Here is a 25,787-nt window from a genome sequence, read left to right as displayed (position 1 = left end):
GCAAATTAATTTCAGATTGGAAGAAAAACAGCATGATAATCTACTTGAATGTTTGAAGATTATCTATCCAGATGAGCCTAGTTTAACTGTTGCTAAAGGCATGAAGTTGCTTGCCAGTGCTTTACTTAAAAGCAAAGCAACAGAAGATAATAATGATAACGTTATGCCTGATATTAATGATTTTATCAAAACCACAATGTATTTAACAATGAAACAACGGAATAAAATAGAAAAAGCGGCAAAGCGTCATGGATGGACTTTGTCGAGAGAGTGTCGATACAGAATCCAGACGACACTTGAAAATGAACTTGATTTCTTCGACCAGGAGCTTCTGGTGATGAATCGTTGCCGTAATGCAATAGATAAAATAGGGCGCAACTTTCATTATATTATTGTTAACGATAATGCCAGGGTACTTGATAAAGATGGGTTCTATCAGGACGCTGAACGGTTGAGTACAGAGATAATGAGTCTCAAAAGTGAGTTTGAAAACTACATTATGTTATGCAAAGGGCGAACTGTTTCTAACAAGGTTGAGGTGTAATCATGGGCGTTTATGTTGACAAGGAATTCAGGGTTAAGCGTAAGTCCTCTGAGGCTGGCCGCAAGTCTGCTTTCGCCCATAAAGTTAAAAATGGTGGGAAGAACTATCAACGCAACGTTCAGGAACGTATCAACCGCAAGGGTGCCAGTAAGGAGGTTGTTGTCAAAATCTCAGGAGGTGCGATTACCCGGCAGGGAGTTCGAAACAGTATTGACTATATGAGCCGGGAGTCAGAGCTACCAGTGATGAGTGAAAGCGGTCAGGTATGGAAAGGTGACGAGATTCAGGAGGCTAAAGAGCACATGATAGATCGTGCTAATGACCCTCAAAATGTTTTCGATGATAAAGGTAAGGAAAATAAAAAAGTAACCCAAAATATTGTTTTTTCACCGCCTGTATCAGCAAAAGTAAAACCTGAAGATCTGCTTGAATCTGTCAGGAAAACGATGCACAAGAAGTACCCAAATCATCGCTTTGTGCTTGGCTATCATAACGACAAAAAAGAACATCCACATGTCCATGTTGTTTTTCGTATTCGTGATAATGACGGTAAACGAGCTGATATCAGGAAAAAAGATTTACGGGAAATTCGTACAGGTTTTTGTGAAGAGCTGAAGCTGAAGGGCTATGACGTTAAAGCCACTCATAAGCAGCAGCATGGGCTTAACCAGTCTATTAAAGATGCTCACAAAACAGCGCCAAAACGACAGAAGGGCGTTTATGAGGTTATTGATGTTGGCTACGACCATTATCAGAACGATAAAACCAAACCAAAGCAGCATTTCATAAAGCTTAAGACACTGAACAAGGGCGTGGAGAAAACATATTGGGGGGCTGATTTTGGTGAATTAACCACTCGCGAGAACGTTAAGAAAGGTGATCTCGTTAAGCTGAAAAAGTTAGGACAAAAGGAGGTGAAAATCCCTGCACTTGATAAGAACGGTGTACAGCATGGCTGGAAGACTGCACACAGGAATGAGTGGCAGTTAGAGAACCTGGGGGTTAAAGGCATAGACAGAACCATTTCATCCAGTAAAGAGCTGGTGCTGAACAGTGCGGAGATGATTAAGAAACAGCAGCTCCAGATGAGAAATTTCTCGCAAATAAAACAGTCGATGATTCAAAGCGAACAGAAAGTGAAAATTGGTATTCGCTTAGGATAATTCATGCTCTCTGGTAACTTATTGATTAAGATCGATTTATTTATCTTGTTAGCAGAGATTTTGTAAAAAATAACTAGCGGTAAAAAATTTAGTTAACTTGACTATAAAATCAACGCAAGGCGATCAATCGATCTGCTTTTTTGTTACCAAATGGGATAATCATCTAGATATAGCCAAAATAACAGCACAAACAAAATGAAATATGTCGTAAATGCGATCTAAAGATCTGCTTGTGTGGTTGAACGCAGCACATGTAGCTGATAAAGTTTTTATGAGATGTAAATTTGTCCTTTTGTTTTTTTTCTCTGCTTCGGGGTCATCCGAGTCGAGAGAGCGCCTGAAAGGAAAAAACTATGGAATGGTATGTTTTGCAATTCACCACTACGAGGTTTGCAGCAGTTTTTGCTCATCTCGAACGCCTGAACTTTTCTTACTTCTGCCCTATGGAGACAGAAAGATATCGTCGCCCGGATAAGATAATTTCATATCGAGAAAGACGTTTGCCGCTTTTCCCCGGTTATCTTTTTATCCAGGCAGATTTTGAAGAGGTTCATTCCACTACAATAACTGCTATCCCTTACGTACAACGCTTTATCTCATTTGGCGGTGAGCCTTTACCTGTACCAGAAGATGTGATGGCGGAGCTTTTGTGCAGACAATCGCATACAACAGCTCAGGCAAATATTTTAAGGAAATCAATTCCACACGAATTTGCTGAAATTCTCCTCATGGATAATCCACAGCAAAGAAGTATGGCTTTCATCCACTACATCACAGAGAGAAGCTTAACCCACAAAATGAAACGGAAGAAAAATGACTGCTACCCGGAAAAAAACCGCAACGAGACGCAAGCCCCAACGTAATACACTCTACCTGCCCTCAGCTTCTCGTGAGGAACTGGATAAAATTGCTCTGGAGATTGGCTATCGCAGAGGGCGGCGTATTTCAAGCTCTGGTGTTGTCCAGTACCTCATTAAAAAATATTCCAGCCAGGCTATTGAGGAGCTGATAAACGAAGACGATGACGACTTCGATGACTAACCATTCAGTCTAGACTTTCCGCGCTGTTCTGGCCGGGAGAAAATCATGTTATCTACTACTGCTTTTGCGGCGCTTGCTTTGCAATGCGCGGCCAGCGTTCATCCCGATACTGCGCATGAAGTTGCAAGGGTTGAATCTGGTTTTAACCCATATGCTATTGCCGAGATAATACCGAAGGTTGAACGTAAGCCCGGTGACAAAGGCGTAGTGTCCTACTTTCCCAAAACTAAGGAGGCTGCACTCCAGATCGTAAATCAAATTGAATCCCGAAATCATCGTTACTCAGTCGGTCTTATGCAAATAACGAGTACGAATTTTGCAAACTTCAATACAACCGCTGAGAAAATGTTTGACCCCTGCGAAAACCTCAAGGTTTCAGAGAAAATTTTGGTGGATTGTTATAAACGTGGTGGCGACATTTTACGTGGTCTGAGTTGCTATTATTCCGGCAATCCAGAAACGGGAACTAAACCTGAATCAGATTTTAATAACACCAGTTATATACAGCGTATAGGGTTTAATCCGCCTGATAACAAAAAAAACTGGGTGGTTCCTTCAGTTAAAGATGCAATCAGAAAGGAGAATGTAACGCAGAGTATCAAACCTAAAGAAGTTACCGTATATCCCCAATATGCCATGCGTGGCACTGTTTTAGATGAAAAGGAAACAAACGATGTTAAAACTCAATAAACGTTATTTAACTCTTTCTGTATTTATGGCTGCATTGATGCTTTGTGTAGCAGAACCCGCATTTGCTGATGATGTATCCACTAAAACAACTGGCTTCTTGCAGAAGATTATCGATTTTCTGACCGATATTCGTAAGCCAGCAATCACCATCATTGCGCTGGTAATTGGCTATATTGCTATCTTCTCACGCCAGCATGCTTCCTGGATTTACCCATTAGCTATCGGGATCATCATCTTTATCATCGCGCCATATCTCCCGGACTGGCTGTCGTAATTTGAAATAAAAGGGGGCGTAAAAATGAGTACCGTTTTTAAAGGGCTGACACGCCCCGCTTTGATTAGGGGGCTGGGCGTTCCGCTCTACCCCTTTCTTGGAATGTGCGTTATCTGCGTTCTGCTTGGTGTCTGGATTCATGAGGCCATGTATGCCCTCATCCTTCCTGGCTGGTATGCCATCAAGCGAGTTACGAAGATAGATGAACGCTTTTTTGACCTGCTTTATCTGCGAATGCAAATCAAAGGTAATCCTCTGGCAAACAAGCGCTTCAATGCCGTCCATTATGCGGGGAGTTCGTACGACGCAGTCGATATATCGAAAGTGGACAATTTTATGAAGCTTAAAGACCAGTCTTCTCTTGAAGAGTTAATCCCGTATTCATCACATATTACAGAAAACCTTATTGTTACCAAAAATCATGATTTAATCGCGACGTGGCAGATTGACGGAGCTTATTTTGAATGTGTTGATGATGCTGATCTGACATTACTTACTGACCAGCTCAATACGCTGATTCGTAGTTTTGACGGTAAGCCCGTTACTTTTTATGATCATCGTATAAGGGGGAAGAAGTCTGTTCAGCCTACTTTTAAAAGTAAAATCCCATTTGTTAACAGGGTGATGAACGATTATTACAGTTCGCTTTCTGAATCAGAGTATTTTGAAAACAAATTATACCTATCTGTATGCTATAAGCCGTTCAGTGCTGAAGATAAAGTTACCCACTTCCTTTCACGGAAAAAAGGTAATAAAAATATCTTCGAAGAACCCATTAATGATATGAATGAAATTTGCGGACGACTAAGTACCTATCTGTCCCGGTTCCATTCCCGCCGTCTTGGGTTATATGAAGAAAATGGTGTTGTTTACTCTGACCAGCTCTCATTGTTTCAGAAGCTGCTTTCCGGCCGCTGGCAGAAAGTCAGAGTTACCAATAGCCCGTTTTATACATACCTGGGTGGTAAAGATGTGTTCTTTGGTAACGATGCAGGGCAAATCACCGCTTCAGACCATGCCCGGTATTTTCGTTGCATCGAGATTAAGGACTACTTTCAGGAAACGGATGCCGGAATTTTTGACGCCCTGATGTATCTCCCTGTTGAGTATGTCCAGACATCCTCTTTCACGCCGATAGACAAACAGTCTGCAATTAAGGCGCTGGATGATCAGATCGACAAACTGGAAATGACGGATGATGCGGCTCAATCCTTACTGACTGATTTAAAAGTTGCTCTCGACATGGTGTCCAGTGGTTACATATCTTTCGGTAAAAGTCACCAGACCCTGATTGTCTACGCTGACACGCCGGAACGCCTGGTGAAAGACACCAATATCGTGACGACTACTCTGGAGGATTTGGGGCTTATCGTCACCTACTCAACTATGAGTCTTGGCGCGGCTTATTTTGCTCAGCTACCTGGTAACTATACGTTACGGCCACGCCTTAGCCCTATCAGCAGTCTGAACTTTGCCGAAATGGAAAGCTTCCACAACTTCTTTACGGGCAAAGAGAAAGGGAATACCTGGGGTAATAATCTGATTACCCTGGGCGGTTCAGGAAATGATGTTTATCACCTCAATTATCACATGACTACCGAGCATCAAAATTACTTCGGTAAAAACCCAACGTTGGGGCATACCGAAATTCTTGGTACGTCAAACGTGGGTAAAACGGTAGTGATGATGACTAAGGCTTTCGCCGCCCAGCAGTTCGGAACGCCGGAGTCTTTTCCACCTGAGAGGAAATTAAAGAAGTTAACCACAGTATTTTTCGACAAAGATCGGGCAGCGGAACCCGGTATACGTTCAATGGGAGGGGAATATTACAGAGTTAAAGAGGGAGAGCCGACAGGCTGGAACCCTGCGGCTTTGCCCCCCACTAAACGTAATATTTCCTTTATGAAAGACCTGGTGAGGTTACTTTGTTCGCTAAACAGTGAGCCGCTTGACGACTACCAGAACCGCCTGATTTCTGATGCCGTTGAGCGCCTTATGCAAAGGTCAGATCGCTCTTATCCGATTAGTAAGTTGCGACCACTTATTCTGGAGCCTGATGATACTGAAACCCGGCGGCATGGGCTTAAAGCACGCCTGAATGCCTGGGTGCAGGGAGGGGAATTTGGCTGGGTGTTTGATAACCCGGACGATACGTTTGATGTGGACAACCTGGACGTTTTCGGTATCGACGGAACGGAGTTTCTGGATAACAAAGTGCTTTCCAGCGCCGCTTCATTCTATCTCATCTACCGTGTCACCATGCTGGCCGATGGCCGCCGACTCCTTATCTACATGGATGAGTTCTGGCAATGGATTAACAATGAAGCGTTCAGGGATTTTGTTTATAACAAACTCAAAACCGCTCGTAAGCTGGATATGGTGCTTGTCGTAGCGACACAATCGCCGGATGAACTAATTAAATCACCTATCGCGGCTGCCGTTCGTGAGCAATGCGCAACACATATTTATCTGGCGAACCCCAACGCGAAACGTAATGAGTATGTGGACGAGCTGCAAGTCAGAGAGCTTTATTTTGACAAAATTAAAGCCATTGACCCGCTCTCTCGTCAGTTCCTTGTCGTCAAAAACCCACAGAGGAAGGGGGAAAGTAATGATTTTGCGGCTTTTGCAAGACTGGATTTAGGGAAAGCGGCGTATTACCTACCGGTTCTCAGCGCATCGAAACCCCAGCTTGAACTGTTCGATGAAATCTGGAAAGAGGGTATGAAGCCGGAAGAATGGCTTGATACCTATCTGGAACGTGCAAACCTGATTTGAGGAACACACTATGAAAAAAAAACTTCTGGCTACTGTGATGATTTGCTGTGCCACAAATGCTTTTGCGCTTGGGGAGGGCGTAATCGTCCACGATGCTAAATCCGCAATAGAGACTGCGGCTCAATGGGGGAAAGAGGCTAAACAGTGGGAGAAAGAACTCACAGCCTATAAAGACGAACTGTTAACGAAAACGGGCATTCGTGATGTTCAGGGACTGGTGCAGTCTGCGCAATCTGTCAGTAAGGAGCTGGAGAAGATTTACGACCAGGGGAACTCCTTCATTGATGATTACATTAAGAACCCGGAAGCAGCCCTGTCTGAGCAAGCCAGATCTCTTCTGGCCGATTATAAGGTGACAAACACCTGTAAAGGCCTGGGTTATACAGGTGACCTTGTGCGGGGCTGTGAAGCCTCGTTCCTGTCACAACTGGCGGGGATCGAGTACGGTAATAAGCTGGAAAGTAAACTGCGTGAAGATAATCAGGAGATGGCCGATCTTATCGACCAGGTGAAGAACGCCCAGGACACGAAAGCTACGCAGGACGCGACAAACGCTGTATCTCTGGCAAGCCTGAAATTTAACAAGCTCAAATTTCAGTATGAAATGTATCGCGATAAGCAGCGCGATCTTGCAGAATACAAGGAGAAAATGTTACAGGCCGCATATCAGGAGAAACAGCTTAATGCGGAAGAACCTTCATTTAAGGAAGCATTTTCTATGAATGACTATCGGATGAATTGAGGGGTTTTATGGAAATAATGAAATTTACTGTTATTGCTGGGGCTATATTACTCTTATCGGGGTGCGAGGATGTTAAATCTGCTGATTGGTGGCAGGAACATCATGCAGAGGCCGAAAAAAAAGTTGCAGAGTGTAAAGCTTCCGGCAGTGATAGTGATAATTGTAGAAATGCTAAAGAGGGATTGTTTCGATATAAACAGTTACATGCCGTTGAACCTTCCTTTAAAGATGCGTTTAAGGGGATTGTTAAGGATAAAAAATAGCGGGAGTCTTTATGGCTAATTCTGATTTCTTCGAATCAGCCCGTGATGTGATTATTGATGTTCTTGACCAGTCTTTGGCTGGTCAGCTTGATTCTTTCTCTTCAATAGCATATCAATTGGGTAAATATGGGATTTCCATCTATATATTATGGTATGCATATACCACAATAGTTGGGAAGCAAAAGTCGGCAGTTCAGGATTTTATATGGAACTTGTGTCGATTCTGGCTGATTCTCGTTTTTGTTAGAAATATGGGAGGGTGGTTAGATAGTGCAACTCAGGCAATAGACGGTCTAAAGGAAACATTTGCAGGTGGTGACCCGTGGAAATGGTTAGACCAACTATGGGCAAAAATAATACAGGTTGCAAAGTTCCTCATGTCAAAAGACACATCAACTTATGTGAAAACTGATGGTGCTATTGCTGCCTTATTAACTTATGCAGGTGGAATATTAGCGATGCTGGTCACTTCGATTGTGTATCTTGCAGCAGAGGTGACGTTAAAAATACTTACTGTTACAGCACCATTGTTTATTATTAGTTTGTCTTTTGGTTTTCTCCGGCAAATGTTTAATAGTTGGCTTCAGTTAATATTTAGCTCATGCTTCATATTCCTATTTGGTGGGTTGGCTATCAAAGCGGGGATGACATTCCTGAATGGTGTTCTATCTGTTTCACTATCAAACATTGATATCGTGAATTTGATATCAGCAGGTGCTCAAGCCGGAGTCGCAGGTGTATTCATGGCCTGGATTATCTGGCAAGCCAAAACCTATGCTTCCCAGCTCGCAGGGGTAGGTGTTGAAGGCGCGATGCAGGGGGCTGCCGCAATGGGGATTGGTGCTGGCGTGTTCGGCGCTTCCCGTATGGGGCGCAATCTGCTTGGTATGGGTAAAAATGCAGGGATTGGCGCATGGAAAGGCGTTCGCCGTCAGGATGGAGGGTTCAACCAGTCTCCTGGTGTATCCGGTAAGTTGGGGAATCTGACCGGGCAGGGCGTTAATATTGGCGCTAAGAGGCTTCGCCAGGCTGCGATAGATGCGGCGAAAAAGAAATATGGAGGTTAACCGATTTATTATTTAAATCTGTCAACTCTGAGTATTCCGCAGTAAATATTCACTCCTCTATTTAGGTTCTCACATTATGAAACTACTTATCACGGCTATCGTGACGCTTTGCCTTGTCGGATGCCAGGCGTCACATAAACAACCTCCGGTATCCGGAAAAAGCGAACCTGTTAATTCAGCAGAGGTAATGCGCAATGGGGTTTAAACTCTCAGGATTAAAACTTCCCGGTTTTAACAAGAAAAAAGAAGTAACAGACTCTTCAACTACTTTTGAAGAGAAAAATGTATTGATGCAGGAGAAAATGAACCGCATTTATAAATTCGGTGGTATTGCAGGAATGGCCGTAGGTGTGTTGTCTCTGCTGGCACTGAATGGAGCGCTACCGTTAAAGAGTACGGTTGTCGAAGCTTATCTTATTAATGGTGTCACTGGCGTTGCTGAAAGGCTGACTTCCGTTAAAAAAGAAAATCTCTCTGAAAATGAAGCGCTGGCGAAATACTTTATTACTCAGTATGTGAAGCGTCGTGAAGGGTACAACTATTTCAGTCTCCAGCATGATTATGATTATGTTCTGTTATACAGCGCTGAGAATGTGGCGACGGATTACAACGCTTTAATCAACAGCAACCAATCACCAAAGGTTATTTATAATAAAGCGGAAAAAACTGCATCCGTTCAGGATAATCCCTCCGTGATTATCAGTCCGTCATCACGGCGCGATGATAAGGATATGGGAGCATATGTCCGGTTTAAATTAACCATTCGAAATGTCGCGACAGGCCAGGATGATTATGAATACTGGAACGTCAGACTGACCTACCGTATTGAACCACAGGTCGAAATGGCATCGGGTGATCGAAATAATAACCCGCTTAAATTCGTTGTAACGAGCTATGTACGCGATAAAGAAGTGAAAGGGTGAAGACTATGAAAATGAATAAAGGAGCGCTAATCGTGGCGCTTCTGTTGGTGTCTCACGTCTGCCATGCAGCCGTTACGCCAGCAGCCAGCCGTTTCGATCCCCGTAATCAGGTTGTCAGTTATAACCCGCAAAACACGACGGTGATAAACAGTGCGGTTGGCTATACAACCACACTGGTGTTTGACGAAGATGAAACGGTAATCAGTGCCAGAACCGGCTTCCCCCAGGGCTGGGAAGTGAACAAAGAAGATAACCTGGTGTATCTGGAAGTAAAGCCCGTCAAACAGACCGTACAGAAGAACAGTACCGATGACAATGGCAAGCAGTCTTCAGAGGTGGTCAGTGTAGCCCTTGATCCTGAAAACGACCTGGAACGCTGGCGAACAAACCTGTTTGTCCGCACAACAAAACGTAATTACAGCATGGAGCTGAACGCCCGAACGTTCCGGCAGCCGGATAAGATCGCGTTTGTTGTTAATTACCAGTACCCGCAGGAACGCCGGAAGGAGCAAGCCGAAATCGAGAAGAAACGGATTGAGGCTCTCAACAAGCGGCAGGAGGAGCAGGCAATCAACCGTTCTCTTGAAAATGCGAAGTCGCCCAAGAACTGGGATTACTGGAAGCGGGTAGCTGACGGCAGCCAGTCAATCAGCCCGGATTATGCGTATGACGATGGCCGCTATACCTGGTTTGGCTTCAGCCCTCTGAAGAAAATCCCCAGCGTCTTTGTGTTGAGCGGCGAACAGGAAACGCTGACTAACCCGGTAGTCAAAAACAGCGGCAGTTTCACCGTTGTTGGTGTTCCTGTAGACCAGCGCTTTGTTTTGCGTATGGGAAATCAGGTTGTTGGGGTTGAAAACCGGGGCTTTGGTAAAGTCCGGCTTCCGGCAGGAGATACCGTTTCCCCGAATGTTGAGAAAGAGGTGATCCAGTGAGCGAACAGGAAAATAAAATCCCGACCGCTGTAGAAATTGAACAGGCACTACGGGAACGGCATCAGAAAGAAATTGAGCAAAGTGACAAAACGGATAAGGAAGATGAAGGTGACGGTAAATCAGTAAAACGCCTGGGTATCGAGAAGCTTAAAAAATCGCGTAAGGGGCTGGTGATTATTGTGGCCGCTTTCCTTCTGTTGGCCGCCGGGGTGTCTGTCTACTATATCCCGTCGATTATTCGTGCAATGTCCAGCGGTGATGAAAAGCCTGCCAGTAATGCGGTATCTACTGGTTCAGTAAAACGCGCGACAGGCCTCAGCGATGATGTTGATCCATTCAACACCATGGCAGAGCCGGCTAAGACGGAAGAGCGGAAGGAAAGCAGCGGCAAAGCGGAAACGCCACCGGAAAAAGTTCAACAAAACTTCAGTCGTGCGCTGGATGTGGCCTATGGGGGGAGCAGCTCTGCGTCCTCAAATTCCGGTGGTAGCTCGTCAACGGCCAGCAATACCAGGAACGAGGGGGACGGCAGTGACAAACAGGCAGAGGTTCAGCCTGTAAACGCAGGGCAACCCGCGCAGCTTTCTAAAATTACGCGTGTACCTTATGACCCTAACCTTTTCATTCCTGAAAATACCGCGATTAAGTGCTCGCTGGACAGACGATTTATTTCTGATCTGGCTGGCAAGCTGGTCTGTACGATTAATGAGGACGTATACAGTGCAAACAGGAATGTAAAGCTAATTGAAAAGGGAACAGCCGCATATCTGATGTATAAAACGGGCACGTTCAATCATGGTCAGGGAGCCGTGTTTATCGCTGCAACGAAGCTTAGAACACGCAAGGAACCTTTCATTGATATTCCGCTGATTGATACACAGGCGGCGGGAGCGCTGGGTGAGGCCGGGGCGTCTGGCTGGATTGATACGCATTTTGATGAGCGCTTTTTGGGTTCCATGATGGTTGGCATGATCCCTGATGTGGCACAGGCCGCAAGCGGAGCGGCCAAAAGTAATAAAGATAATCAGACCGACTATACAGCTAACAGTCGCCAGGCTTTTGCTGATATAGCACGCGAAGCGTTTGCAAACAGCGTAAATATCCCTCCAACGCTTTATAAAAACCAGGGGGAAATCATTACTCTGATTGTTGGTCAGGATTTGGACTTCTCTTCTGTTTATAAACTGAAAATGAAATAAAGGCGGGTGTGATGAAAGAAAATCGCCATTTAGCTTATGAAATAGTAAATGATTACTTTAATAAACCACTTAATGAAGTTGAAGGCCTGACTGAAATCGCCGTTAACAGACCAAATGAGCTATTTTTAAAGGTCAGAGGTAAATGGCAGCAGCATGAATTAAAAATGGATTTTCGTGATTGTATGTCATTTGCAGGGGCGATTTCTGATTATCATGATGGTGGGTCGGTGACACCAGAATATCCCTTACGTTCTGTTACGCTCCCCGGAGGGGAGCGTGTACAAATAGTTATCCCCCCGGCAACGGAAAGGGAAACGGTGTCTATTACAATCCGTAAGCCGTCCAGTGTGTTTATCGACCATGATACCTTTGTCAAACAAGGGTTTTACTCAAGGCTAAATCAAGGAGTTGAATTTAGGGATAAAGAAGATGAATTATCTTTAATGTTTAAAGATAATTGTTTTGAACGATTTGTACCTGAATGTCTGGTTAAGGGTAAAACGATGGTATTTTGTGCCGGAACGGGGGCGGGTAAAACCACCTTTGCAAATGCCTGTCTTCAGTACATACCCCATCATTTACGATGTATTTCAATAGAAGATACAGATGAAGCAAAGTTCAGGTTTCACAAAAATCATGTGAAATTGTATTACCCGTCAGAAGGGGAAAGTAGCACTGTCAGTTCCGCTTCTCTTTTACGTTCTGGTTTTCGTATGAACCCGGACAGAATTCTCATGACGGAGGTTCGCGGCGCGGAAGCCTGGGATTTTCTCAAAGGCTCAAGTTCCGGCCATGCAGGGAACCTTACAACCGTCCATGAGAGCACCCCTGAAGATGCTGTACTTGGACTGGTTCAACGGTGCTATATGAATCCTGAATGTCAGAATTTGCCCTACAACATTATATTGCGGAGGGTGTTAAGCAACGTCGATGTGATTATGAGTATTAAGTACATCGATGAGGAAGATACACGATTTGCATCGGGTATTTACTATCGTAATATTCATTTTCAGGAATACTTTGAAAAGCTGAAGGAGTGATTATGTCTCTAAAACTACCCGATAAAGGCCAGTGGGCTTTTATCGGTCTGGTTATGTGTCTTGTGACGTATTATACTGGCTCGGTTGCTGTTTACTTCCTGAATGGAAAAACGCCGCTTTATATATGGAAGAATTTTGATTCCATGCTGCTGTGGCGGATAATAACAGAGAGTAATATACGGACAGATATCAGGTTAACCGCTATCCCCTCTCTTTTATCAGGTATGGTTTCGTCTCTCATCGTGCCTGTTTTTATTATCTGGCAACTGAATAAAACGGATGTTGCTCTTTATGGTGACGCGAAGTTTGCCAGTGATAATGATTTGAGAAAATCGAAACTTCTGAAATGGGAGAAAGAAAACGATTCTGATATTCTGGTCGGGGCGTATAAAGGTAAATACCTGTGGTATACCGCACCAGATTTTGTATCACTTGGCGCAGGAACCCGCGCAGGTAAAGGGGCTGCAATCGGTATTCCAAACCTGCTGGTCAGGAAACATTCCCTGATTGCATTAGATCCAAAACAGGAACTGTGGAAAATCACCAGTAAGGTACGTGAAAAACTGCTGGGTAATAAAGTCTTTCTTCTTGACCCTTTCAACAGTAAAACGCATCAGTTTAACCCGCTTTTCTATATTGATTTAAAAGCAGAGAGCGGTGCTAAAGACCTGCTGAAGCTGATTGAGATCCTGTTCCCGTCTTACGGTCTGACCGGAGCGGAAGCGCACTTTAATAACCTCGCGGGGCAGTACTGGACGGGGCTGGCAAAACTGCTTCATTTCTTTATTAACTACGACCCCTCCTGGCTTGGTGAGTTCGGGCTTAAACCTGTTTTCTCAATTGGTTCTGTAGTCGATTTGTACAGCAACATTGACCGGGAACTGATACTCAGTAAGCGAGAAGACCTGGAGGCAACAAAAGGGCTTGATGAAAACGCGCTGTATCATCTGCGCGATGCACTGACCAAAATCAGGGAGTATCACGAAACAGAGGATGAACAACGTTCGAGTATTGATGGTTCGTTCCGTAAGAAAATGAGTCTGTTTTATCTTCCGACTGTCCGCAAATGTACAGACGGCAATGATTTCGACCTTCGCCAGTTACGTAGGGAAGATATCACTGTTTATGTCGGCGTTAATGCTGAAGATATGTCTCTGGCCTATGATTTCCTCAACTTGTTCTTTAACTTCGTTGTGGAAGTAACGCTACGTGAAAACCCTGACTTTGACCCGACCCTGAAACATGACTGTCTGATGTTCCTGGATGAGTTTCCGTCTATTGGTTACATGCCAATCATTAAAAAAGGTTCGGGTTATATTGCCGGGTTTAAACTCAAACTTCTGACGATTTACCAGAATATCAGTCAGCTTAATGAAATCTATGGTGTTGAAGGTGCCAAAACGCTGATGAGTGCGCATCCCTGCCGGATTATATACGCTGTCAGTGAAGAAGATGACGCTAAAAAGATTTCGGAAAAGCTGGGCTATATCACCACTAAATCGACAGGTTCAAGCAAGACAAGCGGACGCTCAACGTCGAAAAGTAGTTCAGAAAGTGAGGCGCAGCGTGCCCTTGTGCTCCCGCAGGAGCTGGGAACGCTGGATTTTAAAGAAGAATTTATCATTCTTAAAGGTGAAAACCCCGTTAAAGCTGAGAAAGCCCTCTACTTCCTCGACCCGTATTTTATGGACAGGCTGATGATGGTAAGCCCTAAACTTACTGAGTTAACCGCCTCTCTGAATAAAACTAAAAAAGTATTGGGTGTTAAAGGGCTTAAATATCCTTCTAAAGAAAAAATGCTCTCCGTCGGTGAGCTGGAGTCAGAGGTTTTACTATGAAAAAAATGTTAATGGTCAGTGTCCTTTTTCTCTCTGCCTGTTCCTCTCCGCCAGAACCGCCACAGGTTGACTGGAAACAGAATCCCGAAACGGTAAATACACAACTAATGGACTGGCAACCGACATATTCAGTTATTAAATCAGATAAGGTTAAATTATCATGGGTTAAAGTTATCCATGATTTCAGGCCTGAAAACCGCCTTTATGATGATGCTGTTTTCTATGCTGTCGCACATTCAGATACCATTATTATTGAAAGTGGCAAAGGTGAAGATTTCTTTACTACAAAAAACTGGCTCAGGTCTAACGGTGCATATGGAGTAATCCAGTACAGATATAAAAATGATGGGTTCGGTTTTAAATCCATTAATATCTTTCTACAGAAAGGATGACACTATGAATGTTCGCAATTTGATTATCGTACCGCTCACTCTCGCCGCATTGACAGCACCCGTCTTAGCAAAAAGACATAATCATACTGATGGATTAAATCAGGTTGGTGATACCTGTCAGTTAATGACATGCATGACAGGAAAACTACAGGGGGATACACAGACAGCCTGCCAGCCCGTTAATCAGCGTTTCTTTAACGTGCGTGTATTCACCCCCTACTATAATCCCGAAGCTACGGCGCGACTCAGGCAAAGCATTTTGATGCAATGTGAAGGCGCTGTAGAGAACGAAAACAATATTGAGGCCGTTATCGCGAGATATGGTCGTTCATTTCAGGAATAACAGAACGCCGCAAATTTCAGATTTTTAATCTGGGATTTGCGGGGTTGAACAACCGAAGGGCGTTAGTTATGGATAAGTTTATTTCAGGAATAAAACATCAAAATGTTAATGTAATAACGGTTACTCAGGATTTAACAGGACTGAGGAATATAAGTGATGATACGGCGAAAGGGATTGTTGAAAACTGTACTGTTTGTATTTTTCTCAGGGGTGATGACCAACAAAGTGAAGAAGGAGAATGACGGTGGATAATACTATTACTAAGTCAGAAACTATCGGAGCACGTGGTGTCGGATTGATTTTTATCAGTAACATTAAAACGGTTTCCTCAGTACTGACTGAGCTACTGCTGTTTATGGTCTGGTTTCCGGCAATTGTCTATGGGCTTTATCGTGTTGTTATCGCTTTGTGGGATGCTTCCTTAAAGCCGCAATCGCTCATGGAGTTTATTAATTTCATGGTTGAGTTATACAGCTATGTACTTCCTTCACTGGCTGTTATCGCAGTGGCTTTAATTGTCGTTTTATCCATTTTTAAACGACTCTCAGCAATATGGGAGGGAAGAAAGCAATGAGACATTTTCTTAATGCTCTTTCCTTTGCTGTTGCCCTGTTGCCAGCTACATTGTGTGCTGCTCAGATTCAGGGGAAGGTTATTCGTGTACTTGATGGTGACACCATTGAAGTATTGCAGGAGCAACAACCTGTCAGGGTTCGTCTCCTGAATATCGATGCCCCGGAAAAGAAACAACCTTTTGGACGCTGGTCAACAAATCAACTTAAAGCCATGCTCGCAGGACAATCCGTTACCGTCTCTTATACGCAAACAGATCACTACGGGCGAGTTCTGGGGCGAGTGGTGACAGCGAACGGCACTGAGGCTAACCGCCAGCAAGTGCTAAAAGGGGCTGCATGGGTTTATGACAAGTACAACACGGATAACTCATTACCGGCTCTGCAACGGGAAGCACAAACACAGAAGCGCGGCCTGTGGGCTGATTCTAATCCTGTTCCACCGTGGGAGTGGCGTCATAAACAAAACTGACGCGCTTCGCTTGTCCAACCCCTCCACATCCTGAAATAAATGTCAGGCTGTGTCACGGTTATCCGTATGGCTGGTAAAGGAGCCAATAATGAAAATGAGTTCAATAAAGACGGTTTATGATTTTATGCGTTACTGCCGTATGCCGCTATGGTTTCAGCGTTCAATCAGGGATATGAAAGTCGGTGACACTTTTATTCTTGGAAAATACACGCAACCTGTTTCTCATGACAGTGATTCGTTTTGTGTACCTCCGCGCTATTCAGCTTGTCTGGATGGTAGCGAGGCTTGTTTCGTTGCGGAGGCGTGGATAGAAAAAGAACGTGGGATTTACTCTTTTTACGGTACATGGACATTCCCGACAAAACCAGAACGTGCGCATGTTATGACCTTTGGAGAATTCAGGATAAGCAAAGGAGGTATTATAGAGTTTGACGACAAAGGCCATGAGGTAAGAAGTTTCGCGCTTGTATGTCGTTATCTCGCTCATATGCTCAACTGCATGTCTGATGAAGATAAAAAGATTTATTTTAAGAATAACAGCTTTCCTTTATTCAATGGCGTATGGCTGGATAGTGATTGTAATGAAAGGAGACAGCGTGCGGTAGAAGTGGATGGGAAAATCAAACGAGTATGGATAAATTACAAAGATTATATGCCAACTCATCAACTTTCAGCAATTGTTGAAGCTGCCTTTGCTACTGGCGCACTTCAGTTGGAGGATTAAAAATGGAACATGAAGATGATTTTGCGTTAGCACAGGATGTAAATCGCCAGCTATCAATAATGATAAACGCTTTTGACAAAGATAATGCACAGGAAATTATTGTCGCGGCGGCGGGAGAAATTCAGTCTCTGGTACAAAACTATTGCAGTAACAGGAGCGATTAACATGAGACTTTTTATTGCAGAGAAACCCTCTTTAGCAAAAGCCATTTTTGAAGGGCTGGGTGGTAACCCAGATACGGAAAAGAAAAACGGCTATTTTGAACACGGTTCTGATGTTGTTACCTGGTGTTATGGTCATATGCTGGAACTTTACGACCCGCAGGATTACGACGAGAAGTATTCAAACTGGCGTTTCAGTGATTTACCCATTAAATCGGTTTATCCTCCAAAATATAAAATCAAGCCAGAATCCGAAGCACAGACCCGCATCATTTTGTCTCTTATCGATAAAGCCGACAGCATCGTTCATTCTGGCGACCCCGATGATGAAGGATGTTTGCTGGTCGATGAGATTTTAGGTTATGCCGGTAACAAGAAACCCGTCCAGCGGCTGCTTGTTGCCGACCTCAACCTTGCGCCAGTGCAAAAATCGCTGGCGAATTTGCAGCCTAACGATAAATTTCGCGGTATGACGTTAAGCGCCCTGGCGCGTTCCCTGTGCGATCAGGGTTTTGGCTATAACATGACGCGGGGATGTACATTAAAAGGCCGTGAGAAGGGCTATGACGGCGTTCTGAACGTTGGCCGGGTACAAAGTGCCGTTCTTGGCCTGGTGAACATGCGCACGCTGGCGAACCAGAACCACACAGAAAGTTTTTATTACGATGTATTCGCCAGTCTGTCGATGAACGGGCATCAGATTAAGGCGAAATATCAGACAACAGACGACGATCAGATAGACGAGAAAAAACGGCTGATCTCCGAAGCTCAGGCCGCGCATATTGCCGGGCGGGTTACGGGTAAGGACGCTATTGTTACTATCGCGACGACAAAGCCGGAAAATACCAAACCTCCGCTGCCGCTTAACCTTTCCACGCTTCAGCAGCTATGCGCAAAGCGATTTGGTTATTCTGCAAAAGATACGCTCGATGTGATGCAGGGGCTGTATGAAACTCACAAGCTTCTGACCTATCCACGTTCTGACAATCGCTATCTTTCAGATGAGCATTATTACCAGGCCGGAGATATTGCTGCCGCGATAGCGGCCACCGTACCCGAACTGGCGTCTGCGATCGCAGATATGGATAAAGACCAGAAGCACAAAGCCTTTAATGCCAGTAAGATTGAGGCGCACCACGCCATCATCCCGACGACAAAAAGCGGAGCCGGTATTCAGCTTAATGAAAAAGAGCGGAACGTTTATAACCTGGTATCCGTCTACTTTATCGGGCTGTTCTACCCGGATGCGATTCGCAACAAGACGAAAATCCACTTTGATATTAAGGGGGATACCTTTACGGCCACACAGAGCGTTCTGGTACAAAAAGGCTGGGAAGCGCTGGGTAAGGATAGTGATGATGAGGACGAAAATGAAGTTGCCGGAACGGACGGTTTTGACCTTTCATTGCTGAAATTTAATGACAGCGGGCTGTGTGAATCGGCAGACGTGGATAAGAAAAAGACTACACCACCTCGCTATTTCACGGAGTCAACATTGCTGGCCGCCATGACGAGTGCGGCAAAATTCATTGATGATCCGGCACTCAGAAAAGCGCTGGAAGCGAAAGACGAGGGCAGCAGTGATCGTGGCAGTATCGGAACGGAAGCCACCCGCGCGGGTATTCTTGAGAAACTGGCGGCAAATACCGGGCTTATCTCCATCGAAAAAGAAAAGGGGTATTCGGAGCTGGTATGGAAAACCACAAAACAAGGCCAGGAGTTTTGCGCTGCACTGCCTCCTGAAATCACTAAACCGGATATCTCCGCTCTGTGGGCTGAAAAGCAGTCTCAGATCAAAGCCGGAGAGCTGACGGTTGAGGAGTTTATTAAGGAAAATGATGAATATGTCCAGGGGTTAATCGACGAGCTGGACAGGAACGGAATTTCGATTTCTTCAAATGCCACGCCCTGCCCGGCCTGTAACAACGGTTTCCTGCGTAAACGTAAGGGGCAAAATGGCTTTTTCTGGGGGTGCTCCTGCTACCCTGAATGCAAGACAACATTCCCGGATAAAGACGGCAAACCGGATATGGAAGCAAAATCCAGATCAGAAGGTTCCATGTCCCGGCTCGAAGCCCCCTGCCCTTCATGCAGTAAAGAAATTATTATCCGGCCAAAAGGCTTTTTCTGTTCCGGGTGCGAGTTTAAAATCTGGGCTGAAATAGCGGGTAAAAAACTGACACAAAATCAGGTGGAAAAATTAATCAAAACGGGTAAAACCGGGGAGATTAAAGGCTTTACCAAAAAAAATGGGGAAAAGTTTGACGCTAAAATTGTTTTGCAGGATAAAGCTATGGGTAAACTTGGTTTTGAATCCAGTAAAAAATAAGGATTAACTTGATGAGTGAAAATGAAACGTTTGACGCAACACGAAAGCTACTCCTGAATATTCGCTCTGTTCGTGTTTTTGCGCGAGAAACCAGCTTTGAGCAACTGCTGGAAATGCAGGAAAAGCTTAACGCCGTGATCGAAGAACGCCGTGAAGAAGCAGAGCGTGAGGCAGCAGAACGCGCTGAACGCGAAAGAAAGCGTCAGGAACTGCTCCAGCTGATCGCCGGAGAAGGTTTTTCACCGGAAGAACTGCTTGGCCTGTCCGAAGATTCGCCAAAAACACGGAAAAAGACGTTGCCAAAAGCGCCGCCTAAATATCAGTTTGATGAAAACGGCGAAACGAAATACTGGTCTGGCCGTGGCCGGACACCAAAACCAATCGACGAAGCATTAAAAGCTGGCCGTTCTCTTGATGAGTTTCTCATCAAAAAAGACGCTTCCAGCTCTGCTGGTGACGAACAGTAATGTAATAAGCCTCTGGTTTACGCCGGAGGCTTTTTTTTAGATAAAAGGAGGATGTTTTGAGTCTGACATTACCATTAATGTATTTCAAGACAGGTGCAGATCTCAGCAAAATCACACATTATGAAGTGCACTATCAGGACGGCTTTGTTCAGCAGGCATGGTTGCAACCAGAAATACAACTATTTGTTGTGTGTATCGCTAAGAAAAAAGGCTCCCGTCGCGAGATTAAAGGTGGAATGGCCGTTCTTACCAGTATTGCGGCCAGCGATGGCGCGGAACTGGCAAAAGCGCTGGATAACGTTATGCGCCAGTCTGATGAGTTGCGGCCACTGGCAGGGAAAGACGAAAACGTCTTTATCCCGGCCAGAATTGGAATTTCTGGTGAAGCACCGCCAACAGAGCAAGAACTTCTAAGTGTCTTTTACCAGCAATGCCTGAAACATGGCTCATGGGGCAGTGCCTGATTTCTGTTACATAAAGCAGGGATGCCCCTGCTTTCCTTTCTTGCCAGCAAACCAGTTTCCTGCAGCCGGTTTGGCCGTTGATTTTTGCCAGCAATCAAAGGTGTGGTTTATATTATCTGTATCGTACGATACAGATGAGGGGGGTAAGACGATGAATTATATTGATATTGCCAGGGTATGGCGTCAGCACAACCAGGAGCACGCTGATTCTGGCGTGGTTCTGATTTGGGACGGGAAGGTGTATTGCTGGAAAAATATTCTCCGCGACCCTCAGCATGAGCGCCCCGGAGTGATAGCGGTAGATACTGAAGATAATGTGTTTATTGCTGAAGGTGGCAATGAATATGACGGCGCGAAATGCTGGGTTGTCTTTCAGGAGTCCTGATGATGACGAGAGCCACAGAACGCGCTTACAGCGAGCTACAGCAGGCGTTTGATTTCTACAACCAGCGCCTTTTTGACGGCGAACTCCCCGACTGTCTGATTACGTTCCAGCGCGGCAAGAACACAATGGGCTATTTCAGTTACAGGCGCTTTGTTGCTGCTGACGGCAGCGGCAGGATGATTGATGAAATCGCCCTCAATCCTGAATACTTCCCGGTTTACCCGCTTATTGAAGTCATGCAAACGCTGGTTCATGAGCAGTGCCATATGTGGCAGTACCACTACGGCAACCCGTCGCGTAAGACGTACCACAATGCGCAGTGGGCGGCCAAAATGGAAAGCATCGGGCTTATGCCCTCCTCTACCGGGAGACCTGGTGGCGCGAAAGTCGGCCAGAAGATTAATGACTATCCAATACCTGGTGGCCGCTTCCAGCGTGTCACACTGGAACTGTTCCAGGGGCAATTTGCTTTGAGCTGGTTTGATCGCTTCCCTGTCCAGGTTGAACAACAAAAAGACATGACCGCCGTCATCGAGCAGTGGCGAGAAACGCTGGCTCAGGCACATCAAAATGCTGAATCCGGGATTGATATTGAAGCGGTGCTGTCAATGGCGCTGCTGCCGTCAGTGTCACCGCAGAACGGGAGCGGCGATTCAGGTGATATGGCCGGGAGCAATGATAACGATCTGCCTGTTGCAGCTTTTGAGGACAAGCCAAAAAGGAACAAAGTCAAATATCAGTGTCGGGGGTGCGGTGCTGCCGTGTGGGGCAAAGCCGGACTTAATATAGAGTGCGGCGATTGCGAGCTGGCTTTCATCGAAAACTAATTGCCAGCAAATCTTCCCGACCGCATCTGTTGGCCATCGATTTTTTGCCAGCAAAGTTTTCATCCTGAGCGGCACCGGCAGCGTAAAAATGACAGCAAAAGAGGGTTATCATGGGGCATTACACAATCAGAACTAATGACGACGAAGATCAGGCCATTAAAAAGGCGCAGGAAGCCACCGGACAGGCATCAGCCAGCAAAACCTTTATGACGGCTATCCTTGAGCTTCAGCGCAACAGAGACGAGATAGCGCAGCTACGGCGCGCACTGGCGCAGGAACAAGCCAAAAACAAAGAGCTGGTTGCATCAGTGAAGCAATTCAGGAACAGCATGAATGTCATGTTTGAACTGGCTGGCAACAATAAAAGTTAATATCATTGCTCTTGTCCGGGCGCTGTCGGGGTTTCCTTTCACGGGTGATGGTTTGTTTATCCCGGCATTGCCCGGCGCTCTCTCGTAAATTCTTGCGCCCAATCCCTCCCGAAAAATCTCAGAATTCACGTAGCGCACCGATCTCACCAGGCGTAAAAAAACCCGACTGGTGAGATCGGGTTTTTTACATTCTGGTTCTCAGACCAGTGAGGACACATCCTCGGTAGACGCTTAAATACTACGTCTAATGAGCCATAAATGCAAATTTACGGTATACTTCGGCGGTCTACTCTGTGGCGTATCTCTTCCGGCTAACCGCATGGCGGTAAACGAATTAAAGTCCTGGCTGGGTACAGGTGGTGCTGTTCCGGTGCTCGGGCCGGAGGGGACATATCCTCGGTAGACATCGGGAACCACTGCGACAGGCGATCTATGGGCGACCAGTGCGTATCTCCCCTCCTTATGGAGGAAACGGATAATGGAATTAGCCATTATCGTTCTGAAAGTGCTCCTGGTGCTTTTAGAGCTGATTCGTTACTTACTGTCTTAATCGATAGGCAATAACGGAAACGTAGCTAAGGCCGGAGGCTAACCACTTCCGGCCTTTAATAAAAAGATATTTTAGTTACAACATGCATGTGTTTGTATTACCCGCCACACATATCACCCTCCGCGCGGATTCTTTGCTTAACAGCTTTGCTGATCGTCGCCCTGCTACAACCCAGAACTTTTTGAACCTGGCTCCAGGAGCTGCCACTCGCAATCAACCGGTTTATTGCATCATAGCGAGACTGGTTAACCTGGCGTCCTTTATACTTACCTTCCCTTTTCGCCCTGGCTATCCCCTGCTGCTGTCGTTCCCGGCGCTGTTCATAGTCTCGCCTGGCGACGGCGGCCAGCATATCCAGCAACATATCGTTAATGGCCGAAAACATACGGCTGTCAAAATCATTGTGACCCGATGCCAGCCAGGTTGTCGGAACGTTGACGGCCACAACCCGGATATCTTTCTGCCGGATCATTTTCTTCAGCGCGTTCCAGTCCTCCCCTACGAGGCGTGAAAGCCTGTCCACATCCTCTACCAGCAAGATATCGTTTTGCTGGCAGTCCTTCAGGAGCCGGAACAACTCAGGGCGTTCAAGCTTAGAACCTGACTCATTTTCAATGTAGTAGTTACAGATGCTCAGGCCGCGCTCGATGGCGAAGGTATTGATCGTATCCAGGGCGCGTGTTGCATCCTGTTCAGTTGTGGATGCGCGTAAGTAAGCTCTGACAAAGCCTTTTGGTATCGTTTGAGTCGTCACAGGGAACCAGTTCATTTTAAGTTAACCAGGCATACCCATACAGTACCCGTTTCCGTTGGTTCAGGGAAGGCACACTCAAAAAGAACCAGAAAACAGACCCCGCCCCTATAGTGACAACGTCACACTAAAAATTTACAACATAAAGATAATGTAAAGACACACCAAGCTTTACCAAGTAACACCCCTGTAAAGACAGCTCTATCTTTACCATGTAAAGACAAAATAAAGATAGGTCTATCTTTATTTGTGCTTTACATGGTAAAGCCTTTGGATTATAAAGACACTGTAAAGACAAAACTATCTTTACGAAAAACACACGATGTAAAGACAGGCATATCTTTACATGTGATTTACAACATAAAGAGAGGGGTTGTGAAAATGGGTAAAATCTTGCTTGTCGTATCAGATAAGGGTGGGGTAGGCAAAAGCACCTACGTAGCTAACACAGGCTCAATGCTGGTCAACAAAGGTAAGTCGGTAATTATCCTGAAGACAGATAAAAACCACGATCTGTTGAGCTGGAACGAAAAGCGGACAGATAACGGCTTACTCACTATCCCGGTTCACGCAGCTTACGGAAACGTCAGCAACGAAATTAAACGCCTTAGTAAGCTGTGTGAAGTCCTCATTGTCGATTGCCCCGGCCATGACAGCCAGGAGTTCCGTAGCGCCCTGACAGTATCAGATATCGTGGTAACACTGGTTAAGCCGTCCTCTGATTTCGAAAGCGAAACACTGACCAGTGTTACAGAGAAAATCCGCACCGCTCAGAAAGCTAACGCAGCTCTGGAACCGTGGGTGCTGTTCACCAGAATCAACTCAGCGAAACCCCGCCACAGAAAAGCGGCCATTGATCTGGATAAATTACTGCGTTCGGACAACATCTGGATTCAACCTCTGAAAACCCGGATATCCGAGCTGGATGTGTATGAAAGCGCCTGTAATGAAGGGGCAGGGGTACATGACGTTAGCCGGGCATCGAGCCTTTCAACAGCGAAAGCACAGATTGAACTTGTGGCACAGGAAATAGGCATTTTATAGGAATATCAACAAGATTAACCGAAATCTTTACATTGTAAAGATTATATAAATACACTATACTATTTACATGTTATGCGCCACAGATGAGGTACTTTTATGGCACTAAAATTAAACCGCCCGGTCGTCAATGAATCACAGGAACCCGCAACCAGCGCGGAAACCGCGCGTTTTATCTCCGGCGCTACCAGAGCGCCTGTAGTGGGTAAACCAAAGTTGATGAACTTCAGACTGCCAGCGTACTTTGAGGAGATCCTGGAAGCGGAGGCGCAGAGAACAGGCCAGAGCAAGACAACCGCTCTAAAAGCGGCTTTGGCAATGTACAACAGCCAGGATGAAAACCTGAAAAATCACTGGCTGCTTGAGTCTGCAAAGTTAGGTTAAATCAATTGACTATGATCATCTACTTAGACAAATAGCAAAGATAAGGGAATCAATAAATGTCTATATTCAAATACATCAGAGCAGCCTTTAAGTTTTACATGCTATACATACAGCCACTATTAGGATTTTATCTCATATGTAGTGGCCTCTGGATTTTCAATTCACCAGTTGAGAGTGCGTGTATATCAAACAATCTTGAGTCATGCACAAATTCAGCTACTGTTATTATGAAAGCGAGTATATATTTAACAATCGGTATTGGTGTCGTGGCTGTATGGTACTTTACCGATCTTCAACCAAAATTAAGAGGCGAGGATCAGGAAAAACAAGTCAAGTCAGGAGTTAAACCCGAAGATTTCGTTAAGTAAAAGCCGAGCCTAAAGACGTTAACCGTGGGGGATTTATGAATAAATCATGGCTTGAACAACAGGTGCAGACAGAAAAAATAAATAAAGTACAAGAAGAGAAAAAAAATGGCACTATCCAAAAAGGATTGTACAGGGTTCGTATAAAAGACAAATACAGGTGGGATTTGTGGGAAAATGATTTCAGAGTTGTCATTGCTTATTCGAAAGATGATGCAGAGCTAAAATTTACAGAAATGACAGGTTTTAATGAGCATTACTATATAGAAAACATTGAAAAAATAGCACTTTCAGATATAGAAAAAGTCTTACTGGAAAACTGAAAAGATAGTTATCCAGAGGTTTAGTTAAATAATGGCGTCAGTTTTTCAACCAGTAGCAGATCGCTTAAACCATCTAAAGAAACAACTTCTATACCAGAATCAACAAGTGAATCAACTCCAGATACTTCACCGAAGCCGATAACCATAATCGGCTTTCGGTCTATTAAATCAAAAATCACCAAAGGCAATATTACACTGTTAATCGCCTCAAACTCCTGAAAAAACATATCAGAGCCGTATTCGCTGGCAGGAAAAAGAATCTCACTTAATCTCAAACCATAAAAAATATGGTAGTGTTCTTTAAGGTTATCCTTTAAAATATTAACAGCCTTAGAATATTTTTCGTTAATAAACTCTTTAACCTGATAT

The 25,787-nt window shown here is 44.9% G+C and carries 33 protein-coding genes; 31 read left to right on the top strand and 2 right to left on the bottom strand.

What is annotated here, in order from left to right; translation table 11 throughout:
* Positions 1-4 precede the first annotated feature (4 nt).
* From ddp1 (V3W49_RS20885) to dinQ, 28 genes are all read left to right on the top strand, one after another.
* Positions 5-544, top strand: coding sequence for a DNA distortion polypeptide 1 (gene ddp1, locus V3W49_RS20885; protein WP_500147907.1), 540 nt, complete (start codon positions 5-7; stop codon positions 542-544).
* A gap of 2 nt (positions 545-546) precedes the next feature.
* Positions 547-1,707 carry a MobP1 family relaxase gene (mobP1, locus tag V3W49_RS20880; protein ID WP_413621347.1) on the top strand — a complete coding sequence of 387 codons (1,161 nt, stop codon included), beginning with the start codon at positions 547-549 and terminating at the stop codon, positions 1,705-1,707.
* 353 nt (positions 1,708-2,060) lie between these two features.
* On the top strand, positions 2,061-2,570 hold the full coding sequence (locus tag V3W49_RS20875; protein ID WP_001549913.1) for a transcription termination/antitermination NusG family protein: 510 nt from the start codon (positions 2,061-2,063) through the stop codon (positions 2,568-2,570).
* Positions 2,571-2,793: 223 nt separating this feature from the next.
* Positions 2,794-3,438, top strand: coding sequence for a lytic transglycosylase domain-containing protein (locus V3W49_RS20870; protein ID WP_015059080.1), 645 nt, complete (start codon positions 2,794-2,796; stop codon positions 3,436-3,438).
* Positions 3,422-3,712, top strand: a complete 291-nt coding sequence (locus tag V3W49_RS20865; protein ID WP_021542857.1) for a TrbC/VirB2 family protein — start codon at positions 3,422-3,424, stop codon at positions 3,710-3,712. Before V3W49_RS20870 ends, V3W49_RS20865 begins: the two co-directional genes overlap by 17 nt.
* Before the next feature lie 24 nt (positions 3,713-3,736).
* Positions 3,737-6,490, top strand: a complete 2,754-nt coding sequence (locus V3W49_RS20860; protein WP_500147905.1) for a VirB4 family type IV secretion/conjugal transfer ATPase — start codon at positions 3,737-3,739, stop codon at positions 6,488-6,490.
* Between the two features lie 10 nt (positions 6,491-6,500).
* Positions 6,501-7,232 (top strand): type IV secretion system protein, encoded by a 732-nt coding sequence (locus V3W49_RS20855; RefSeq protein ID WP_500147904.1) that lies wholly within the window; start codon positions 6,501-6,503, stop codon positions 7,230-7,232.
* A gap of 8 nt (positions 7,233-7,240) precedes the next feature.
* The gene (locus tag V3W49_RS20850) at positions 7,241-7,495 is read left to right on the top strand and encodes an EexN family lipoprotein (RefSeq protein ID WP_500147903.1); all 255 of its coding nucleotides are present in this window, start codon (positions 7,241-7,243) and stop codon (positions 7,493-7,495) included.
* Positions 7,496-7,506: 11 nt separating this feature from the next.
* Positions 7,507-8,562 carry a TrbL/VirB6 family protein gene (locus V3W49_RS20845; protein ID WP_500147902.1) on the top strand — a complete coding sequence of 352 codons (1,056 nt, stop codon included), beginning with the start codon at positions 7,507-7,509 and terminating at the stop codon, positions 8,560-8,562.
* 194 nt (positions 8,563-8,756) lie between these two features.
* Positions 8,757-9,485, top strand: coding sequence for a VirB8 family type IV secretion system protein (locus tag V3W49_RS20840; RefSeq protein ID WP_500147901.1), 729 nt, complete (start codon positions 8,757-8,759; stop codon positions 9,483-9,485).
* Between the two features lie 5 nt (positions 9,486-9,490).
* Positions 9,491-10,420: a TrbG/VirB9 family P-type conjugative transfer protein gene (locus tag V3W49_RS20835; RefSeq protein WP_334649424.1), complete on the top strand. Its 930-nt coding sequence runs from the start codon at positions 9,491-9,493 to the stop codon at positions 10,418-10,420.
* Complete coding sequence (virB10, locus tag V3W49_RS20830) at positions 10,417-11,619, top strand: VirB10/TraB/TrbI family type IV secretion system protein (protein ID WP_500147900.1); 1,203 nt, start codon at positions 10,417-10,419, stop codon at positions 11,617-11,619. The genes V3W49_RS20835 and virB10 overlap by 4 nt, the downstream gene beginning before the upstream one ends.
* Positions 11,620-11,627: 8 nt before the next feature.
* Positions 11,628-12,659: a P-type DNA transfer ATPase VirB11 gene (gene virB11 / locus V3W49_RS20825; protein WP_500147899.1), complete on the top strand. Its 1,032-nt coding sequence runs from the start codon at positions 11,628-11,630 to the stop codon at positions 12,657-12,659.
* A gap of 2 nt (positions 12,660-12,661) precedes the next feature.
* Positions 12,662-14,497 carry a type IV secretory system conjugative DNA transfer family protein gene (locus V3W49_RS20820; RefSeq protein ID WP_500147898.1) on the top strand — a complete coding sequence of 612 codons (1,836 nt, stop codon included), beginning with the start codon at positions 12,662-12,664 and terminating at the stop codon, positions 14,495-14,497.
* Positions 14,494-14,889, top strand: a complete 396-nt coding sequence (locus V3W49_RS20815) for a cag pathogenicity island Cag12 family protein (protein WP_500147897.1) — start codon at positions 14,494-14,496, stop codon at positions 14,887-14,889. The genes V3W49_RS20820 and V3W49_RS20815 overlap by 4 nt, the downstream gene beginning before the upstream one ends.
* 4 nt (positions 14,890-14,893) lie before the next feature.
* A complete protein-coding gene (locus tag V3W49_RS20810) occupies positions 14,894-15,232 on the top strand; it encodes a hypothetical protein (protein ID WP_500147896.1) in 339 nt (112 codons plus the stop codon).
* A gap of 68 nt (positions 15,233-15,300) precedes the next feature.
* Complete coding sequence (locus V3W49_RS20805) at positions 15,301-15,474, top strand: TraM recognition domain-containing protein (RefSeq protein WP_500147895.1); 174 nt, start codon at positions 15,301-15,303, stop codon at positions 15,472-15,474.
* 14 nt (positions 15,475-15,488) lie between these two features.
* Entirely contained in the window at positions 15,489-15,806 is a 318-nt protein-coding gene (locus V3W49_RS20800; protein WP_500147906.1) for a hypothetical protein, read from the top strand.
* Entirely contained in the window at positions 15,803-16,276 is a 474-nt protein-coding gene (locus tag V3W49_RS20795) for a thermonuclease family protein (protein WP_500147894.1), read from the top strand. Before V3W49_RS20800 ends, V3W49_RS20795 begins: the two co-directional genes overlap by 4 nt.
* 88 nt (positions 16,277-16,364) lie before the next feature.
* A complete protein-coding gene (locus tag V3W49_RS20790) occupies positions 16,365-17,000 on the top strand; it encodes a hypothetical protein (RefSeq protein ID WP_500147893.1) in 636 nt (211 codons plus the stop codon).
* A 2-nt stretch (positions 17,001-17,002) separates the two neighbouring features.
* Positions 17,003-17,164 carry a hypothetical protein gene (locus V3W49_RS20785; RefSeq protein ID WP_334649415.1) on the top strand — a complete coding sequence of 54 codons (162 nt, stop codon included), beginning with the start codon at positions 17,003-17,005 and terminating at the stop codon, positions 17,162-17,164.
* A 1-nt stretch (position 17,165) separates the two neighbouring features.
* Positions 17,166-19,490 (top strand): type IA DNA topoisomerase, encoded by a 2,325-nt coding sequence (locus tag V3W49_RS20780; RefSeq protein WP_500147892.1) that lies wholly within the window; start codon positions 17,166-17,168, stop codon positions 19,488-19,490.
* Between the two features lie 11 nt (positions 19,491-19,501).
* Positions 19,502-19,957, top strand: coding sequence for an H-NS histone family protein (locus tag V3W49_RS20775; RefSeq protein WP_500147891.1), 456 nt, complete (start codon positions 19,502-19,504; stop codon positions 19,955-19,957).
* 56 nt (positions 19,958-20,013) lie between these two features.
* Entirely contained in the window at positions 20,014-20,421 is a 408-nt protein-coding gene (locus tag V3W49_RS20770) for a hypothetical protein (protein ID WP_500147890.1), read from the top strand.
* A gap of 151 nt (positions 20,422-20,572) precedes the next feature.
* A complete protein-coding gene (locus tag V3W49_RS20765) occupies positions 20,573-20,806 on the top strand; it encodes an antirestriction protein ArdR (RefSeq protein WP_500147889.1) in 234 nt (77 codons plus the stop codon).
* A complete protein-coding gene (locus V3W49_RS20760; RefSeq protein ID WP_248699852.1) occupies positions 20,806-21,633 on the top strand; it encodes a SprT-like domain-containing protein in 828 nt (275 codons plus the stop codon). Before V3W49_RS20765 ends, V3W49_RS20760 begins: the two co-directional genes overlap by 1 nt.
* 110 nt (positions 21,634-21,743) lie before the next feature.
* A complete protein-coding gene (locus V3W49_RS20755) occupies positions 21,744-22,004 on the top strand; it encodes a hypothetical protein (protein ID WP_500147888.1) in 261 nt (86 codons plus the stop codon).
* Positions 22,005-22,482: 478 nt separating this feature from the next.
* A complete protein-coding gene (gene dinQ / locus V3W49_RS20750; protein WP_490166569.1) occupies positions 22,483-22,554 on the top strand; it encodes a damage-inducible type I toxin DinQ in 72 nt (23 codons plus the stop codon).
* A 97-nt stretch (positions 22,555-22,651) separates the two neighbouring features.
* Here the strand turns inward: dinQ and V3W49_RS20745 are convergent, their stop codons facing one another.
* On the bottom strand, positions 22,652-23,323 hold the full coding sequence (locus tag V3W49_RS20745) for a recombinase family protein (RefSeq protein ID WP_500147887.1): 672 nt from the start codon (positions 23,321-23,323) through the stop codon (positions 22,652-22,654).
* Positions 23,324-23,686: 363 nt separating this feature from the next.
* Here V3W49_RS20745 and V3W49_RS20740 point away from each other — a divergent pair, with 363 nt between their 5' ends.
* From V3W49_RS20740 to V3W49_RS20730, 3 genes are all read left to right on the top strand, one after another.
* On the top strand, positions 23,687-24,349 hold the full coding sequence (locus V3W49_RS20740; RefSeq protein ID WP_000516402.1) for a nucleotide-binding protein: 663 nt from the start codon (positions 23,687-23,689) through the stop codon (positions 24,347-24,349).
* A gap of 96 nt (positions 24,350-24,445) precedes the next feature.
* A complete protein-coding gene (locus tag V3W49_RS20735; protein ID WP_500147886.1) occupies positions 24,446-24,730 on the top strand; it encodes a CopG family transcriptional regulator in 285 nt (94 codons plus the stop codon).
* Between the two features lie 403 nt (positions 24,731-25,133).
* Positions 25,134-25,418: a hypothetical protein gene (locus tag V3W49_RS20730; RefSeq protein WP_500147885.1), complete on the top strand. Its 285-nt coding sequence runs from the start codon at positions 25,134-25,136 to the stop codon at positions 25,416-25,418.
* 20 nt (positions 25,419-25,438) lie between these two features.
* Here V3W49_RS20730 and ddp1 (V3W49_RS20725) read toward each other — a convergent pair.
* A partial coding sequence (gene ddp1 / locus V3W49_RS20725) for a DNA distortion polypeptide 3 (RefSeq protein ID WP_500147884.1) occupies positions 25,439-25,787 on the bottom strand: 349 nt, incomplete at its 5' end.

The sequence above is a fragment of the Rosenbergiella sp. YN46 genome, assembly GCF_036620675.1.
Lineage (GTDB): Bacteria > Pseudomonadota > Gammaproteobacteria > Enterobacterales > Enterobacteriaceae > Jejubacter.
This window is presented reverse-complemented; position numbering and strand designations above follow the sequence as displayed.

Excerpts from the sequence above, each read along its gene's own strand:
- V3W49_RS20815 (WP_500147897.1), top strand. The coding sequence starts at position 14,494 with ATGAAAAAAATGTTAATGGTCAGTGTCCTTTTTCTCTCTGCCTGTTCC.
- V3W49_RS20835 (WP_334649424.1), top strand. The coding sequence starts at position 9,491 with ATGAAAATGAATAAAGGAGCGCTAATCGTGGCGCTTCTGTTGGTGTCT.
- V3W49_RS20730 (WP_500147885.1), top strand. The coding sequence starts at position 25,134 with ATGAATAAATCATGGCTTGAACAACAGGTGCAGACAGAAAAAATAAAT.
- V3W49_RS20745 (WP_500147887.1), bottom strand. The coding sequence starts at position 23,323 with ATGAACTGGTTCCCTGTGACGACTCAAACGATACCAAAAGGCTTTGTC.
- V3W49_RS20870 (WP_015059080.1), top strand. The coding sequence starts at position 2,794 with ATGTTATCTACTACTGCTTTTGCGGCGCTTGCTTTGCAATGCGCGGCC.
- V3W49_RS20755 (WP_500147888.1), top strand. The coding sequence starts at position 21,744 with ATGGGGCATTACACAATCAGAACTAATGACGACGAAGATCAGGCCATT.
- V3W49_RS20875 (WP_001549913.1), top strand. The coding sequence starts at position 2,061 with ATGGAATGGTATGTTTTGCAATTCACCACTACGAGGTTTGCAGCAGTT.
- V3W49_RS20810 (WP_500147896.1), top strand. The coding sequence starts at position 14,894 with ATGAATGTTCGCAATTTGATTATCGTACCGCTCACTCTCGCCGCATTG.
- V3W49_RS20840 (WP_500147901.1), top strand. The coding sequence starts at position 8,757 with ATGGGGTTTAAACTCTCAGGATTAAAACTTCCCGGTTTTAACAAGAAA.
- V3W49_RS20790 (WP_500147893.1), top strand. The coding sequence starts at position 16,365 with ATGAAAATGAGTTCAATAAAGACGGTTTATGATTTTATGCGTTACTGC.
- V3W49_RS20820 (WP_500147898.1), top strand. The coding sequence starts at position 12,662 with ATGTCTCTAAAACTACCCGATAAAGGCCAGTGGGCTTTTATCGGTCTG.
- V3W49_RS20775 (WP_500147891.1), top strand. The coding sequence starts at position 19,502 with ATGAGTGAAAATGAAACGTTTGACGCAACACGAAAGCTACTCCTGAAT.
- V3W49_RS20785 (WP_334649415.1), top strand. The coding sequence starts at position 17,003 with ATGGAACATGAAGATGATTTTGCGTTAGCACAGGATGTAAATCGCCAG.
- V3W49_RS20865 (WP_021542857.1), top strand. The coding sequence starts at position 3,422 with ATGTTAAAACTCAATAAACGTTATTTAACTCTTTCTGTATTTATGGCT.
- V3W49_RS20795 (WP_500147894.1), top strand. The coding sequence starts at position 15,803 with ATGAGACATTTTCTTAATGCTCTTTCCTTTGCTGTTGCCCTGTTGCCA.
- V3W49_RS20765 (WP_500147889.1), top strand. The coding sequence starts at position 20,573 with ATGAATTATATTGATATTGCCAGGGTATGGCGTCAGCACAACCAGGAG.
- V3W49_RS20845 (WP_500147902.1), top strand. The coding sequence starts at position 7,507 with ATGGCTAATTCTGATTTCTTCGAATCAGCCCGTGATGTGATTATTGAT.
- V3W49_RS20805 (WP_500147895.1), top strand. The coding sequence starts at position 15,301 with ATGGATAAGTTTATTTCAGGAATAAAACATCAAAATGTTAATGTAATA.
- V3W49_RS20780 (WP_500147892.1), top strand. The coding sequence starts at position 17,166 with ATGAGACTTTTTATTGCAGAGAAACCCTCTTTAGCAAAAGCCATTTTT.
- V3W49_RS20860 (WP_500147905.1), top strand. The coding sequence starts at position 3,737 with ATGAGTACCGTTTTTAAAGGGCTGACACGCCCCGCTTTGATTAGGGGG.
- V3W49_RS20850 (WP_500147903.1), top strand. The coding sequence starts at position 7,241 with ATGGAAATAATGAAATTTACTGTTATTGCTGGGGCTATATTACTCTTA.
- V3W49_RS20740 (WP_000516402.1), top strand. The coding sequence starts at position 23,687 with ATGGGTAAAATCTTGCTTGTCGTATCAGATAAGGGTGGGGTAGGCAAA.
- V3W49_RS20855 (WP_500147904.1), top strand. The coding sequence starts at position 6,501 with ATGAAAAAAAAACTTCTGGCTACTGTGATGATTTGCTGTGCCACAAAT.
- V3W49_RS20760 (WP_248699852.1), top strand. The coding sequence starts at position 20,806 with ATGATGACGAGAGCCACAGAACGCGCTTACAGCGAGCTACAGCAGGCG.
- mobP1 (WP_413621347.1), top strand. The coding sequence starts at position 547 with ATGGGCGTTTATGTTGACAAGGAATTCAGGGTTAAGCGTAAGTCCTCT.
- V3W49_RS20735 (WP_500147886.1), top strand. The coding sequence starts at position 24,446 with ATGGCACTAAAATTAAACCGCCCGGTCGTCAATGAATCACAGGAACCC.